General features: G+C 58.2%; 12 protein-coding genes and 1 pseudogene. 8 read left to right on the forward strand and 5 right to left on the reverse strand.

Annotation, left to right across the window (positions count from 1 at the left end; translation table 11 throughout):
* The first annotated feature begins 24 nt into the window (after positions 1 to 24).
* A complete protein-coding gene (locus tag ACY8D3_RS12825; protein ID WP_462379158.1) occupies positions 25 to 267 on the forward strand; it encodes a hypothetical protein in 243 nt (80 codons plus the stop codon).
* Positions 268 to 584: 317 nt separating this feature from the next.
* Positions 585 to 728 (forward strand): hypothetical protein, encoded by a 144-nt coding sequence (locus ACY8D3_RS12830; RefSeq protein WP_462379159.1) that lies wholly within the window; start codon positions 585 to 587, stop codon positions 726 to 728.
* Positions 729 to 853: 125 nt separating this feature from the next.
* Here the strand turns inward: ACY8D3_RS12830 and ACY8D3_RS12835 are convergent, their stop codons facing one another.
* Together ACY8D3_RS12835 and ACY8D3_RS12840 are read right to left on the reverse strand one after the other, a co-directional pair.
* A complete protein-coding gene (locus ACY8D3_RS12835) occupies positions 854 to 1,738 on the reverse strand; it encodes a methyl-accepting chemotaxis protein (protein WP_462384370.1) in 885 nt (294 codons plus the stop codon).
* A gap of 21 nt (positions 1,739 to 1,759) precedes the next feature.
* Positions 1,760 to 2,485 (reverse strand): annotated as a pseudogene (locus ACY8D3_RS12840) (MCP four helix bundle domain-containing protein); the annotation flags it as partial.
* A gap of 153 nt (positions 2,486 to 2,638) precedes the next feature.
* Here ACY8D3_RS12840 and ACY8D3_RS12845 point away from each other — a divergent pair.
* From ACY8D3_RS12845 to ACY8D3_RS12860, 4 genes are all read left to right on the forward strand, one after another.
* Entirely contained in the window at positions 2,639 to 3,583 is a 945-nt protein-coding gene (locus ACY8D3_RS12845; RefSeq protein ID WP_462379160.1) for a LysR family transcriptional regulator, read from the forward strand.
* 231 nt (positions 3,584 to 3,814) lie between these two features.
* Entirely contained in the window at positions 3,815 to 5,014 is a 1,200-nt protein-coding gene (locus ACY8D3_RS12850; protein WP_462379161.1) for an MFS transporter, read from the forward strand.
* A gap of 358 nt (positions 5,015 to 5,372) precedes the next feature.
* Positions 5,373 to 5,723, forward strand: a complete 351-nt coding sequence (locus ACY8D3_RS12855) for a CidA/LrgA family protein (protein ID WP_462379162.1) — start codon at positions 5,373 to 5,375, stop codon at positions 5,721 to 5,723.
* Complete coding sequence (locus tag ACY8D3_RS12860; protein ID WP_462379163.1) at positions 5,720 to 6,406, forward strand: LrgB family protein; 687 nt, start codon at positions 5,720 to 5,722, stop codon at positions 6,404 to 6,406. The genes ACY8D3_RS12855 and ACY8D3_RS12860 overlap by 4 nt, the downstream gene beginning before the upstream one ends.
* A 730-nt stretch (positions 6,407 to 7,136) precedes the next feature.
* Here the strand turns inward: ACY8D3_RS12860 and ACY8D3_RS12865 are convergent.
* The gene (locus ACY8D3_RS12865; RefSeq protein ID WP_462379164.1) at positions 7,137 to 7,799 is read right to left on the reverse strand and encodes a TIGR04211 family SH3 domain-containing protein; all 663 of its coding nucleotides are present in this window, start codon (positions 7,797 to 7,799) and stop codon (positions 7,137 to 7,139) included.
* 703 nt (positions 7,800 to 8,502) lie between these two features.
* Complete coding sequence (locus tag ACY8D3_RS12870) at positions 8,503 to 8,868, reverse strand: histone-like nucleoid-structuring protein, MvaT/MvaU family (protein WP_462379165.1); 366 nt, start codon at positions 8,866 to 8,868, stop codon at positions 8,503 to 8,505.
* Positions 8,869 to 9,960: 1,092 nt separating this feature from the next.
* Here ACY8D3_RS12870 and ACY8D3_RS12875 point away from each other — a divergent pair.
* Both ACY8D3_RS12875 and ACY8D3_RS12880 read left to right on the forward strand, forming a co-directional pair.
* The gene (locus tag ACY8D3_RS12875) at positions 9,961 to 10,332 is read left to right on the forward strand and encodes a response regulator (RefSeq protein ID WP_462379166.1); all 372 of its coding nucleotides are present in this window, start codon (positions 9,961 to 9,963) and stop codon (positions 10,330 to 10,332) included.
* 154 nt (positions 10,333 to 10,486) lie between these two features.
* On the forward strand, positions 10,487 to 11,677 hold the full coding sequence (locus ACY8D3_RS12880; RefSeq protein WP_462379167.1) for a GAF domain-containing sensor histidine kinase: 1,191 nt from the start codon (positions 10,487 to 10,489) through the stop codon (positions 11,675 to 11,677).
* A gap of 363 nt (positions 11,678 to 12,040) precedes the next feature.
* On the opposite strand, the gene ACY8D3_RS12885 is transcribed toward ACY8D3_RS12880, so the two are convergent.
* The gene (locus ACY8D3_RS12885; RefSeq protein WP_462379168.1) at positions 12,041 to 14,209 is read right to left on the reverse strand and encodes an ATP-binding protein; all 2,169 of its coding nucleotides are present in this window, start codon (positions 14,207 to 14,209) and stop codon (positions 12,041 to 12,043) included.
* Positions 14,210 to 14,301: the final 92 nt, after the last annotated feature.

Genomic DNA, 14,301 nt, shown 5'->3' on the forward strand with positions numbered 1-14,301 from the left:
TAGGCAGGTGTGAAGGAGACGACCATGACTGAAGCTTCAATTGATTACCAACGCCTGATCGACGATGCACAGGCCACTGTCGATCATATTCACGATGCGGGCCGATCCGTTCCGGAGTGGGCGCTGACCGAGGTTACGTTGGCGAAAAACGTACTGGAAGCCCATGAACGCGGGGAAGACCCTTCCCCTGCACTTGGGGTGCTACGGACGTTCCAAGAGGGCAATCGCGAGGAAAAGGAAGCCTTCCTTGAAGACCCCGCGCTGTAAACGCGACGCTGGCATCAACTGCATGCAGACAATAATCCCGTTTAGGGCGTCTTAATCAACTGATCCGTACTGCATAGACTTTCCCTCACCCGCAGACACATGGTCGGCCTCCGAAGGAAGGATCTTTCATGCGTACCGACACGAATGTACCGCTGCTGGCGGCCGCGTCCTGCCTGCAACACTGATCCTGCTCAGCATATCGGGAAGCGGGCCGCACCGGCGGCCACGCAAGCCTGCATCGCCGCGGTTGGTCTGCCCTTCCCGGTCGTAGCTTGCTGGGGTGCCGTATTCATCGAAGTGGTCTTGGCGTCTTCCTGTTGATCGGTTTCCAGACCCGCCTAATCGCCTGGGCGATGGCAGCGTTTACCTTGATGACCGTGGTCTTTCATAACGACCTTGCAGACCAGAATCAGCGGGTCCATTTTCTGAAGAACCTCTCCATCGCTGCCGGCCTACTTTAGGTAGCAGCGTTCGACGGTGGTGCGCTTGCAGCCGATCGCTTTCGTACTCGCCTGCCGCTTCAAAAGATAAAAACCCGGCGCGCGCTCAGGCGGCCGGGTTTTTTGCGTCTCATGACGCTAGCGGGTTACGACACCTTGAAGCGCCGAACCAGGGTGTTGAGCTGGACCGCGAGGTTGGAGAGCTCGTGGCTTGCCGCCGAGGTCTGGTTCGCACCGGCAGCCGTCTGGATCGAAAGATCCCTGATCCGCACGAGATTACGGTCGACTTCGCGCGCCACGTGAGCCTGCTCTTCTGATGCGGTCGCGATCTGGGAATTTCGCTCGTCGATCTGGCTCACGGATTCAGTAATCTCGATCAATGCCTGACCGGCCTGATCGGCTGCGCGGGACGTTGCGCCCGCTTTCGCGCGGCTTTGCTCCATGGAAGTTGCCGCATCCTGCGTGCCCTTCTGAATGGTCAGGATCATGTGCTCGATCTCCGACGTAGAACTTTGAGTGCGCTGTGCCAGCGCCCGCACTTCGTCAGCGACTACGGCAAAGCCCCTGCCCTGCTCACCGGCACGCGCGGCCTCGATAGCGGCGTTGAGCGCCAGCAGGTTGGTCTGCTCGGCGATGGCGTTGATGACGCCCAGCACTTTGCTGATGTCACGAGATTGCTCTGAAAGCCCGTGAATCTGAGCGGTCGTCTGATCGACCTGAGCATTCAATTCACGGATGGCGGTCAGGGTCTCATCCACGCGGCGCTTACCGACCGACGCCGCTTGCGTCGACTGCCGGGCGGCCTCGGAAGCCGACACCGCGTTGCGGGCCACTTCGTCTACCGCTGCACTCATCTCGTTCACCGCTGTAGCGGCTTGCTCGACCTCTCCGTTCTGCGCCTGCAGCCCGCGGCTGCTTTCCTCCGTTACCGCACTCATCTCCTCCGCAGCGGAGGCGAGTTGTGTCGACGAATCAGAAATCGCATGGAGCGTGTCACGCAGATTCGCTTGCATCGTGCGCAGCGCAACCATCAGACGCGTCGCTTCATCGTTGCCCGACGGCTCCACGGGCTGCGTCAGATCGCCAGCTGCGATGGCTTCGGCCGCCTTGAGCGAAGCGTTAATTGGCGCAACGAGGCTGCGAGTGAGCAACCAGGCCAAGACGACCGTCAGCGCGACCGCGATAGCCATCACCGCGCCCAGAATCGTAAGGCTTTGGCTGTAGGTGGCCTTCGCCTCGAGCCCTGACGCGTGCGCGCCTTCCCGGTTCATGTCACGCAAGGTGGTGAGTTGCTGCTGGAACGCATCGGCGTAGTCATGCAGTCGATGGTTGGCCCAGTCCAGCGCCTCATCGTCGCGCCCCGCATTGTCGAGTGCAAGTAGCGTGTCGAGGCCAGTGAGATAATCACTCATCGCTCGATACGAGGCATCCGCCATCCGGGCTTCAGTCTCGAAACTGACCAGCTCGTCACGATAGCGGTTGGCCTCGGCGACCAGTTGCTGACGCAACGTGGCGATGCGGGCCAAGGTCTGATCCTGCTCGGGACCATTGGGAGATGCCAACACACGGAGGCTTTCGATACGAAGCGCCTGGAGCAGAAGATTGATATTCGCGGACGATTCGATGCTGGGCAGCCAATTTGTCTCGACCTCTTGCTCAGCATCTCGGAGCGCGCCCATTTGCACGAACGAGAATACACCTACCACTATCAAAAGGACGGTGATCAGGGCGAAGAAGAGCGATGCGCGCTGAGCGATGCGAAGGTTGCGTATGGACATGGAAGGAGGCCCAGGAAAGTCGTGATGGCCATTTGACTTATACGGACTTTCCCAACGCCTAGGGAGTCAATCATTACTATCGTGAAGGTTGAATTTCCCTACTCAAGAAAAGACGCGGCATGTCGATGACGCGCATGGATGATCGAGGATGCTATGGATAAGCTGCTGGCAATGCGCTGGTTCGTTGAAGTGACAGACAGTCAGGGGTTCTCTGCGGCCGCACGCAAGCTTGGAGTGGCTACCTCGTCGGTAACGCGCCTGATGGACGCACTTGAGGCCGACTTGCAAACGCCACTCATGAACCGTTCTACAAGGCAGGTGTCGCTCACTGAAGCAGGCCTTCTCTACGTCGAACAGGCTCGCGCGATTCTCGAGTCGGTCGACGCCATGGACCGCCATGTACGTGACCAAACCGGCGAGCCAACCGGCCCGCTGCATGTCTCGATCGCATCTGCGTTGGGTCGAGTGCACTTGGCGCCATATCTGGCCGCCTTTCTCTCCCAATACCCGCACATCGATCTGAGGGTCGAACTGTCTGACGATCTGTCGGACCTGTTCAATGAGCGTGTGGACGTGGCGGTTCGACTGGGATCGCCTTCGGTGCTCGACGCCCTCATTTGCCAGCCATTAGGCAATTTCAAACGGGTAGTTGTGGCAAGTCCTGCGTATCTTGCCGAATCCGGCTCACCCATGACACCGGACGACCTGTTGCGGCATGCGTGCCTGACCTATCGATACGGCGATAGTGTCTCGCCCTGGAATTTCTCCAGGGACGGTCACACACAGCGCGTGGACGTACAAAGTCGGCTGAAGAGCAACAGTGCTGAACTCCTCAAGACCGTTGCACTGGGCGGCGGCGGCATCGCGCTACTGGCCGACTGGCTCGTACGCGACGCGCTGGCGTCTGGATCGCTCGTTCAACTGCTGACCCCATACGAGGCCCAGCCGGGCCAGGCCAGCTCCGCCATTTCCGCGCTGTACCTGCCAAACCGACGTGGCTCACGTCGCGTCAAAGCGTTTCTTGATTTCTGGCGGGCCCATGTTTCGTCGTCGGATACCATCCGTGCAGCCAGCGGGAAAGCGGCGAGCGAACGCTGAATAGCCTAAGTGCTCCACGGTAGTCCTGCGCTTTTCTGGCGCGGCTGGCCATGAGCGAGCGCTGTCGAGCCCTGTACCGCCGCGTTTCTGCAGCGGAATAATTGCTGGCGGCGCAACGCCGTATTGCGGCGCCGGCGGATTCTGAACAACGTCTTACTTCCCTAGCCTATCCGTGCAAGCCGGTCAGCCTACCTGCCGGCATCACGGTCCATTGTCGCCTGGGAGTTTTTCATGAACACATCATCGTCGGGGCCCACGCCCCTTTCCTCAAAGCTCGTGCTCTTTCTAGCGTTCTGTTGTGGCGCGATCGTTGCCAACATCTACTATGCGCAACCCATCATCGAGCTCATTGCACCCTCGATCGCGCTCAGCGATGGCAGCGCCAGCCTCATCGTGTCACTGACCCAGATTGGCTACGCCCTGGGTCTCCTGCTGCTCGTCCCTTTGGCAGACCTGCTTGAGAATCGGCGTCTGGTGATCGCCACGACGCTAGGCACCGCTGTGGCACTGGCTGCTGCCGGATGGGTCGAGCAGCCAGCCGCGTTTCTATTGCTGTCACTGCTGATCGGCGTGACCTCGGTGTCGGTCCAGATACTGGTACCGTTGGCGGCACACCTGGCGCCGGAAGCGTCACGCGGGCGCGTCGTCGGCAACATCATGAGCGGGCTCCTGTTGGGCATACTGCTGGCCCGCCCGCTTTCCGGCGTGATCGCCGACCACTTCGGCTGGCGTGCCGTATTTCTTTCGGCGGCGCTGTTGATGGCACTGATAGCGCTTGCCGTGCGCTGCGTCATGCCAGTGCGGCAGCCTGACCACCGGGCATCCTATGGCGCCCTGTTGCTTTCGCTTGTATCGCTGATCCGGCGCGAACCCGTACTTCGCAAGCGAGCGCTCTACCAGGCACTTTTATTCGGGGCTTTCAGTCTTTTCTGGACGGCGGTGCCGTTTGAGCTGACGCGAAACCACGGCCTGAGTCAGAGTGAGATTGCCCTGTTCGCATTGGTCGGCGCAGTGGGAGCACTTTCCGCCCCCTTGGCGGGACGCCTGGCAGATGCCGGTCACACACAGCGCGCGACGATGTTCGCCATGACGCTGGCAGCTGTGAGCTTCGTGCCACCCCTTCTCGGGACTGACCACGCCATTATCGCCTTGGCAATGACCGGAGTCGTGCTGGACTTCGCGGTCCAGATGAACATGGTGCTGGGTCAACGCGCCATCTATGCACTCGACCCTCAGAGCCGAGGCCGGCTAAACGCCCTCTACATGAGCAGCATCTTCATTGGCGGAGCGATCGGCTCGGCGGCAGCGAGCGCCCTGTATGCCACTTATGGATGGCCCGTGGTGGCCCTGTTTGGCGGCGCATTGGGGATTTTCGCGCTCTTGCTGTTCGTTGTGCACAGCAACCGGCAAGCAGCGGTAGAAATGGCCTGAGCGCGCCCCGTCATGAGCGGCTCGGCCGCTGCGCTGGGTTGCCTGGGACATCCCTGCCCTCCTTCGGCCGCCTGCCTCACCCCGAAGCGCTAGGTATGGCTGTTGCGATCAATCCGGTGGCAGCCATCCTTTACTTCACTCGGGCCAGGGATGCTGTCGCTGCGCAGACGTCCGTCTGACCCCGACCGCCTCTTGCCGCGCAAGGCGGTGACATTGCAGGTCCGTTCTATGTTTGCCTCGCATTCACGTCGGGCTCGGCATGTGTCGGCTGGTCGCGGCATACTGAAGGGCCCGGTATGGAGACAATTACAATGACACCGCCTCGAACGCTGCCTCTTCGACTGACCCGGGGCAAGCCATGAGTATCGCCGGCTTGCTCATTCTGATTGGCGCTTTCCTGCTGGGTGCAGGCATCAATCATTATGCGGTGCCCGGCATTCCAGCCGCGGTCATTGGCATCCTGTTGCTGACCTTCCTGTTGATCGCGCTCGGCGAAGTGCCGGATTATCTGTCCCGCACAGCAACTGCCCTGCTCCCTTACCTACCGCTCATGCTCGTGGTGCCGGCTGCGGGTATCGCGAGCGCAGACCATCTCCCGGCAAACGAGTGGCTGGCATTGCTCACTGCGATTGGCCTCTCGCTGCTCGTCACGGTTCCATTCTGCGGTTGGTTGCTGCAACGGCTCATTCGAAAGCGGACGTCTCGATGAATCAGTTGGCTTCGACCTACCCACTCGCCGCACTTTGGCTAACGCTTGCGGCGTTCCAGCTGGCGCTGGTACTGCAGCGACGGACCGGGGTGCTCGCGCTGCAACCGGTACTGGTGGCGACTGCATTGATCGTCGCCACCCTCTACGTATTCGATATCGACTACGTAACCTATCGGGAATCCAACACGGTACTCGCCGCGCTGCTCGGGCCCACTACAGTCGCCCTGGCCGTGCCGCTTTGCCAGAACCTGGCGCGCGTAAGGCAGCTGTTCGGGCCGCTGATGATCACATTACTGGTAGGCGGCAGTCTGGGTGCTGTACTGACATTGGTATTCGGCTGGTTGCTAGGGCTGCGCCCCGAACTGCTGATGAGCCTGATCCCGAAATCCGTAACCATGCCTATCGCGCTTCCCTTGGCGGACAGCCTGGGCGGCATTGCATCGCTTGCGGCCGTCATGGTCATGTTCACCGGTGTGATCGGCACCGCTTTGGCGCCGCCGCTACTCAACCGACTGGGGGTGTCCGATCCGGCCGCGCGGGGCTTCACGCTGGGGATGAATGCGCACGCTATCGGCACCGCGCACGCGCTTCAGGAAGGCCAGGAGTGCGCTGCCTTCTCGGCGCTGGGCATGATCCTACTGGGACTGGCAACGGCCATTGTGCTGCCCTACGTACTCGGTTGAAGCGATTCGGGCTCGGCGCTGGTCGCGCCCGCCCTTACGTCACCGCCCGGATCGAGTCTGCTCTGCTGCCAGTTTCAATGCCCTTCACGTTTCGGCTTCATGGCAAGGCTGTATCGGCAGCGATGCTACGACCGTAACGGGATGCGAGGATCTGGACGCCGCATTGTGCACTTCGCTTCGATACCGCCCAGTTGCTCACGGCTACCTCCATATTGGGGACAGATTTGAGCTTCATTGCCTTCGCTACACCTAGGACTGGACACGTCAGCACACTTTCGTTGCCATGAAGGAGGTCGTTCGCCTCCATGACCGCCACCTCTTTATCCGTACGGCTCAGGCAGGAAGCTTTTCAGCCACTGCGCGTTAGCTGAATGTATTGCCCGCATACGCGGGTGGTGCGACTCGGCATCTGGAGCGGGGCCGCGGCTTTTCATTCGTTCAACGCGTCGGTTGCGGCGTTCTGATGGCGGCTCGCTTACACCCCCGATCCAGCACCTGCGCCAGTACCTTGTGGAATACTGCGAGGCGTGGTTGAACCAGGGCTAAACCGGCGGACGCCGTCTCCGAATGGACGATACCGCAGGGCCTACCACCCGATCCCCTGTGGCGGGAGTGATCAACCGTAGCCGCGCGGCTTATGCCCGCGGCTATCGCTCATCATCAACAATCGGCTAAGTAGGCTCGTGCAAAAGCATGTCCTATAACGGCGGCACCAGCGCTTGGCCAGCCATCAGATCCACTGATCGTTCCGCTTGCGGCGAACGCGCAGCATCGTTGGAAGTATCAGCCCAGCCACCAGGCCAGCACCCGCGATGCTGCCTCCGTAGACCATATAGCGCATGAGCACTTGCTGCTGCTCCTCGCCGAGCTGTGCCTTGGTTTCGCGCAATTCAGCATTGGCCTGGCTCAACTGGGAATCAAGGGAGGACCGAGCAGCTTCGAGTTCATCGATCAGTGCCTTGCGTGAGTCGAGTGTCTCCTGCATCCCCTGAACGCGTGTTTTCCAGGACTCATTGATGCCTTCCAGCTCGGCGCTCAAATTTGCAGCCCGTTGCTCGAGCGACTCGAGTCGCTCCGCCTTTCCGGGCATCGTCTGCAAGTCACTTGTCGGTATCCAGACAGTGTCACCACTGTCGCCACGTACCTGGCTGTAATCTCCCTGTGTGCGCACAAGCTCTACCTTGGTGCCGGACGTTAGGGTCCCCACAATCCGGTACCCGTCCGTTGGGCCGCTACGGACGTAGGTGCTGAGGCTATCACTGACCCACCGCTCGCTGCTGTCAGCCGCTTGTTGAGCCACCGCACCTACGCTGAATAGCCCGGTGAGCAGAAGCGCGGAGGCGGTACGGATCTTTGGAAACGAAATCGTGGGGAGTAAGCGAAATACGGACATGTGTGATCTTCAAATTCTGGTGAAAGACGGCCAGCGATTGGCGCGAGATGACGGGGCACGTGCTAAGAATGATTAGATGACTTACGCACCCGAGGTGGAACGGACGTTAGCCGAACGGTCCAACAGCGGAGAGACCGCCCTATCGATGCAGAGTTCCCCTACCGCACTGCGTTTCCCGCCTATTTGGGAAGCAGATTCGGCTCCGGCTTTGCGCCTACCGGTAAGGACTTTAGATAAGTTCACAATAGGCAGGCGTAACTGCCCATGGACACGGGCAGGTACCCGTAGCGGGTGAGTCGTACTCAAATCTACGCAGTCGACTGATCCGCTACATTCGAAGTGCATAGATATCAAGAACAAACGAGGCGCCTCGTGGGCACACTCGCCAGTGCTCGACATCGCTTCGTATACGCCGCGTTTTTCCGTACAGGAGTCAGCTGTAAGCAACTAATGGCTTCTGTCGGTTAGTTGATCGGCGAGTGCACACCAACAATATCGGCTCTCTGGGTTCAGCTACACTTGGCCGTAGGGTTGTCGCCGCAGAGACGTTTTCAGCAAAAGACTGATCATCTATCGTCACAGCCCGTACCTGCACCGTGCGATGGCTAATGAAGTCCCAGATACCCGTGACGGCAAGAAAAGTAGAAAAGTCGCCCTCTACTCTTCCGGCTGCCACCTTATAGCGTCGAATGTTCGTGCCCTTTTATTGGGCCCAGCCTTCAACGGCCTCGCTACCGTGTTCGGCCTTCCACTGCTTCAACAGCTTATGGTTGCCGCCTTTGGTCTCGATGACCTCGCCTGAATCGGGATGCACATAACGCTTCACGGCGCGGGGCGCACGGGTTTTCCGGACGTTGTTTGCCGGCGGCTGTTCGAACTTGGAAGCGTCCGGATCAAGAATGCTGATAATGTCCCACAGCTGCATATCATAGGAAGACATCAACCCCTTTAGCTTTTCTTCGAATTCAAGCTCTTTCTTCAATGAGTCACTGCGCTTCATCTCTTCGAGCGCTTGTAGCTGTTCGGCGAGCTGGCGCTCGAGCTCACGGTATTTGGTCAGTTCAGTCATGACTACTCCCATCAATAACAAAAAAGGAAATCTAATTATGAGCGCTTAATAGTCGCTTATTTTTAGTTTTAGTTCCCACTTTTTAGCCGGATCTTTAAGAAATTTGATACTACCAACCGCCGCATCTACGTATAGCGAATGTTCAGGTAGAAATTCTTCGCCGGCCCGCCGCACGAAAGCGGTGCCAATAGCGACAGCGGCAGCGTCCGTCACAGGCTCAGCACCGAGCCGTGTACAGCGATCTCAGACCTCACGGACCCGCCGAAAAACAAACTACAGCCAACGCGCTGAAGCGAGCGAAAAGCGGGGCCTGAACAATACCACCGATACCGTTGATCGCATATGGCCACCACAGACAGATCTGCGCTGGCGTTTCGAGGCGAAACGGACGACCATAGCGGCCCGCACAACACATTGCATTTGTAGGGTGACGTGCACTCACCTTTCCGCTTGGCCGCGGCAAACAGTAGTCGCCATAACGTGCCAAACGCGTATAGATGCCCCGTGACGCTTTTTTCGCACCCGATTTACCGTTAAGGGGCGGCCACTCTTGGGGTCGCTCTGGCTAGCCATTTGGAAGAACACCGCTGCGCCATAGTCATCGTATACGAAACCGCTACTAACTCGGGTCAGCGAATGATAGATGCGGAAACGCTGCTAACCCCGGTTTTCGCAGATCATCCGTGCTTGGCCCTATTCAGCCGTCGAGTTGACTACCAGGACGATCGCAGTGGCCAACCATTACTATGATCGTATGTCTGGCTAGCCGTACGACTTGGAGACGTACCACTTCCTTTCGCGTTATCTGTCTCACGCTCAGGTCGATAGAACGGCTCGGGCAAGCCGTATGGCACTTTGGATCCGCCCGCATTTCTGTGCTTATAAAGGAACGAAGATGACCCAAGTGACGATGCGGGCCGGTCAAATCCAAGACGCTGACGTACCTGTAAGCAAGCAGGACCGTGCGAAGTAGGCTCTGGAGCGCGGGCGCGTCAGGACTGCTCAGACCGACGGCACGCGCTGGTAGCCGCTTGGCTAAAACCTGTAGGTCGCGTCCGCGATCTGAGGGAAAAGCTTGTAAGAGCGCACGTTATGGTTGTGGTGATTGTGGACGATGACAAAGACATCCGGCAGTTGATCTGTGATGCCTTGGAAATACGTAACTATGAATCGACAACGTTTGAAACCGCAGATGATGCGTGGCGCTACCTTACCTCTGGTCGCGTACCGGTTGATCTGCTTATCACGGATGTTCGAATGCCTGGGGAGCTTGATGGCTTCGACTTGGCAAGGCTGGCAACAGAGCAGCTCGGCCTGCCAACCATAGTAGCTTCAGGGTATTGCGACGAAACAAAATACAGCAGCCACACTCCAGAAGTTTTCCTGCACAAACCCTGGTCCTTGGATGCATTGCTCACAGCCTGCGACGTAGCACTGGGGCAAGCCCCCAACCGAACGCAGTAGCGAAACGCTGTTCCAAATACTCGCATGCCCGCAAGACACTGAGTATCGAGCCGTTGAACAGATGAATGTTGCTGCGACTCATGATGCATTACACCCCGAGCGAAAATGGCATAACGCTCGCTACACTTCCTATCTGCTTGGTTTCCAGATCTGAATGCCCGACCTTGAATTTGCAGCCGACTTAGCGGCTGTCGCCCGTATCAAATCGATTCCTACCATTCTCAGAATGATGAGAGAGCTCACCGGCATGCGCGTCGCGACCGTTGCCAGGGTGACAGACCATCGCTGGATCGCATGCGCTGTGGATGATGGTTTGGAGTCAGGCATTTGCCCCGGTTACGAGATTCCGATCGAAAGTACGATTTGTCATGAGATCCGGCAGCACCGAGAGCCAGTGCTGTTTACACACGCAAGCGAAGACCCGGTTTATTCAACTCATCACATACCGAAGAATCACCAACTGGAGAGTTACGTTTCGATTCCCATTGTGCTTTCGAACGGAGACTTCTTTGGCACGCTTTGCGCGCTTGATCGGGTACCTGCAGAGCTCGATGCGGACAAGGTGCTGACGTCGTTCACGCTGTTTGCTGAACTGATCGCCACAAGTCTCGATATGCAGCGAGCCCTTACCACCAGCGAAAATGAACTAGCGGGCGCAAACGAAGCGGTGCGTCTGCAGAATGAATTCGTGGCAGTACTTAGCCATGACCTACGTACCCCGCTTAGTGCAATTCAGATGTCCGCTCAGTTGCTTGAGAAGAAGGTTTCGGATCGGCAGGAACGAAGGTTCGCCTCTACGATCTTGAAGAGCACTCGCCGCATGGGTGCGCTGATTGAAGATGTCCTCGACTTTGCACGCGGCCGGCTGGGCGGTGGAATACCTGTCAACAGAGCCAAGGTGAGCGACCTTCAGGCCTTACTGCAGGGCGTGATCAGCGAGATACGGATATCGCACCCGTCGGTCCTCATCGAGCAATCCCTGGTCATCAAGGGGGACGTCTATTGCGATCCCTCACGGATCGGCCAGCTGCTCGCCAACCTGCTGACAAACGCCGTCACGCATGGTGCGAAAGATCAGGCGGTGAACGTAAATGTTCTTAGGGACGGCGAGTGCATACGGGTAGAGGTACATAACTACGGCTCGCCCATTTCTCCTGAATTGATGCCGCTTCTTTTCCAGCCGTTCACACGATCAGCCGTTGGCAGTCGTGCTGAAGGGCTGGGCCTCGGCCTCTACATCGCGGCGCAGATTGTCTCCGCGCACAAAGGCACATTGACGGTGAGTTCTGCCGAAGATGAGGGGACGCGTTTTGTTGCGAAGTTCCCGTCTCGACCACTGGACTAACAGCGGTAGGTCCGCGCTAGGCGGCAGGCCACTCACGTATCTGAAATCGCCCGCCATAAGCGCGCACAGCATCAGGAAAAGCCCCTTTTACCTGAGGCTTCGCCACTGCTTTAGTCCTAGGCTGATCCGTATCCATTGCCTTGAAGCAATACAGGCGCTACTGCCAGTTTCCCCCAGGATCGGAAAATATCGGGTCGGAAGATAAGAACAAATTCCTCCCGGGCTCTAGCCGCTTTTTTATCATCGGCCTACACGACCGTCGCCTGCGATGCGGTGCGATGCATTGCTGCAGGCGCGTTCAGGGCCGAGCAGAATTGCTCGGCAGTGGTTAGCGTCCGGGCGCGATATCAGAGGCTTCCCTAATCAAAGACAGCGAAGTGAGCTGACCAGCTGGCGTACGCGCTCGCTGAAATCATTCAAGGTAAACGGCTTGGAAAGCAGCAGAGCGTTAGTCGGTAGGCCTTCATCGAACAGATTGCCTGCAAAACCGCTGACGAACAGGACACGCAGGTTGGGATGCAGGGTGGCCAACCTGTCGTATAGCACCTTTCCGGTCATCCCACCGGTCAATCCGATGTCGGTCACCAACAGCTGAATGCCAGGCACGCGTTCGAATGTCGCCAACGCAGAAGCGCCATCTGCAGCCTCGAACACCTGATAACCCAATTCGTTCAGCACCCCAGCCATGGTCTTACGAACGACCATCTCGTCGTCGACCACTAGCACCTTCTCTCCGTTTCCCATGGGGTAGGCGACCGGATCAGGCTGGCCTGTCTTTTCAGCATGCTTGATACCGTTACTCAGCCGAGGGAAAAAGAGACTCACGGTAGAGCCTATACCGACCTGACTGTAAATGCGGATCTGCCCACCCGATTGCTCTACGAAACCAAAGACCATGGATAGGCCCAAGCCAGTACCCTGACCCAGTGGTTTCGTGGTGTAGAACGGCTCGAAGACCCGCTCCAGGACGTCAGGGGACATACCCGTACCGGTGTCGGTCAGGCTAATCTTGAGAAAGTCTCCAACCGGTAGATCTATGGAGTCGCCATCGTGTGGCTCGCTAATCACTCGAGCGATATCGAGCGTCAACTCGCCACCGTCCGGCATGGCATCACGTGCGTTGATGGCAAGGTTCAAGAGTGCATTTTCGAGCTGGTTGGGATCGCAATGAATCAAGCCCGTATCGCCAATAAGCGCTTCGAACCGAATGCCGGGCCCCACCGTACGCTTGATCAGATCTTCCAGCTCACTGACCAAGGCACTCGCTTGCAGATCGCTAGGATCGAGTCGCTGCTGCCGGGAAAAGGCCAAGAGCCGATGGGTCAGACCGGCCGCCCGATTGGCGGACGTCAGAGCCAGGACAACGTAGCGCTCGAGGTCATCCGTTCGGCCTTTGGTTATCCGTAGTTGAAGCAGCTCCAGACTCGAGATCACACCTGCCAACATGTTGTTGAAGTCATGAGCGATACCCCCCGTAAGCTGGCCCACAGCCTCCATCTTCTGGCTCTGTCTCAGCTTCTCTTCCGTGAACGCGCGCCCTATCTGCTCTTGCTCCAAGGCCGAGGTGCGATCTCGCACCCGTTCTTCCAACGTCTCATTCCAGTCCAGCAGAGCCGATTCAAGATCCATGCGCTCCTGGATATCTTCCACTGTGCCGTACCAACGTATGCGCTGTCCGTGCTCACCCGTCTGCGCAAATGCCCTCACTCGGTACCAACCATAGCCACCACTGGCCGTCTGGAGGCGAACACGGATGTCGTAGGCTGCTCCGGTTGTTACGGACTCGGTCCACACTCGCTGCATTTGCTCGAGATCGTCTGGATGCGGAACTCGCGTCCAGCCTTCGCCCATCAGTTCTTGATGGGTCAAGCCGGTAAGCGCCAACCAGCGGTCATCGAAGGAATCCACAAGCCCTTGTGCATCCGCCGTCCAGGGGATTTGTGGATTGAGCACGGTCGCTGCGCGGTAATGAGCATTGAGCTTGCGCAGTTCTGCTTCGGAGCGTTCGAGTTCCTGCTCTTTGCGCAAACGATCCACCGTTGCGCCGAGCAGATTGGCGTAAGTGCGCAGGAAATCGATGTCTGCGCTGGAAAACTCGCGCTCCAAGGTGCTATCGACTTCAAGTAGGCCGAAGGGCGGAGAGCCTTCAGGGCCCAGAATGATGACATTCACTAGGGCCCGTACACCGTGCTCTTTCAGGAAGTCAGGATAGTCGAAGCGGGACTCGGCATTGATATCCTTCGAAATCACCGGTTCACCGGTTTGCAATGCGAAGCCTTCGGAGGACCGTTTCACCGCCCGAACCTTGACCTGCCCCACAATCCCGGGTCGCCAACCGACGCCGTTACGAACGAGCAAAGTGATGCCATCGGCCTGCAGCTCCATGACCTTGGCTAATGGCGTATCAAGCGCTTCGCTGACCAGTCGGCAGGCCTGGTCGAGAATTTCATCGAGGCTTTTACCCTTGAGAGCTAACTCCCCGAATTTCGCCAGGACGGTTTGATGACGAAGCAGCGTCTGCGTAGAGAACATCAATGAATGGCCCTTGCCTGGCAAGGTCGCTGATCGAACATCGGTGTGCTGAGCGCCAGGCATAATGTGTAGGTATACAGGCACGGTTTTTG

The sequence above is a fragment of the Pseudomonas sp. Marseille-QA0892 genome, from assembly GCF_054950135.1.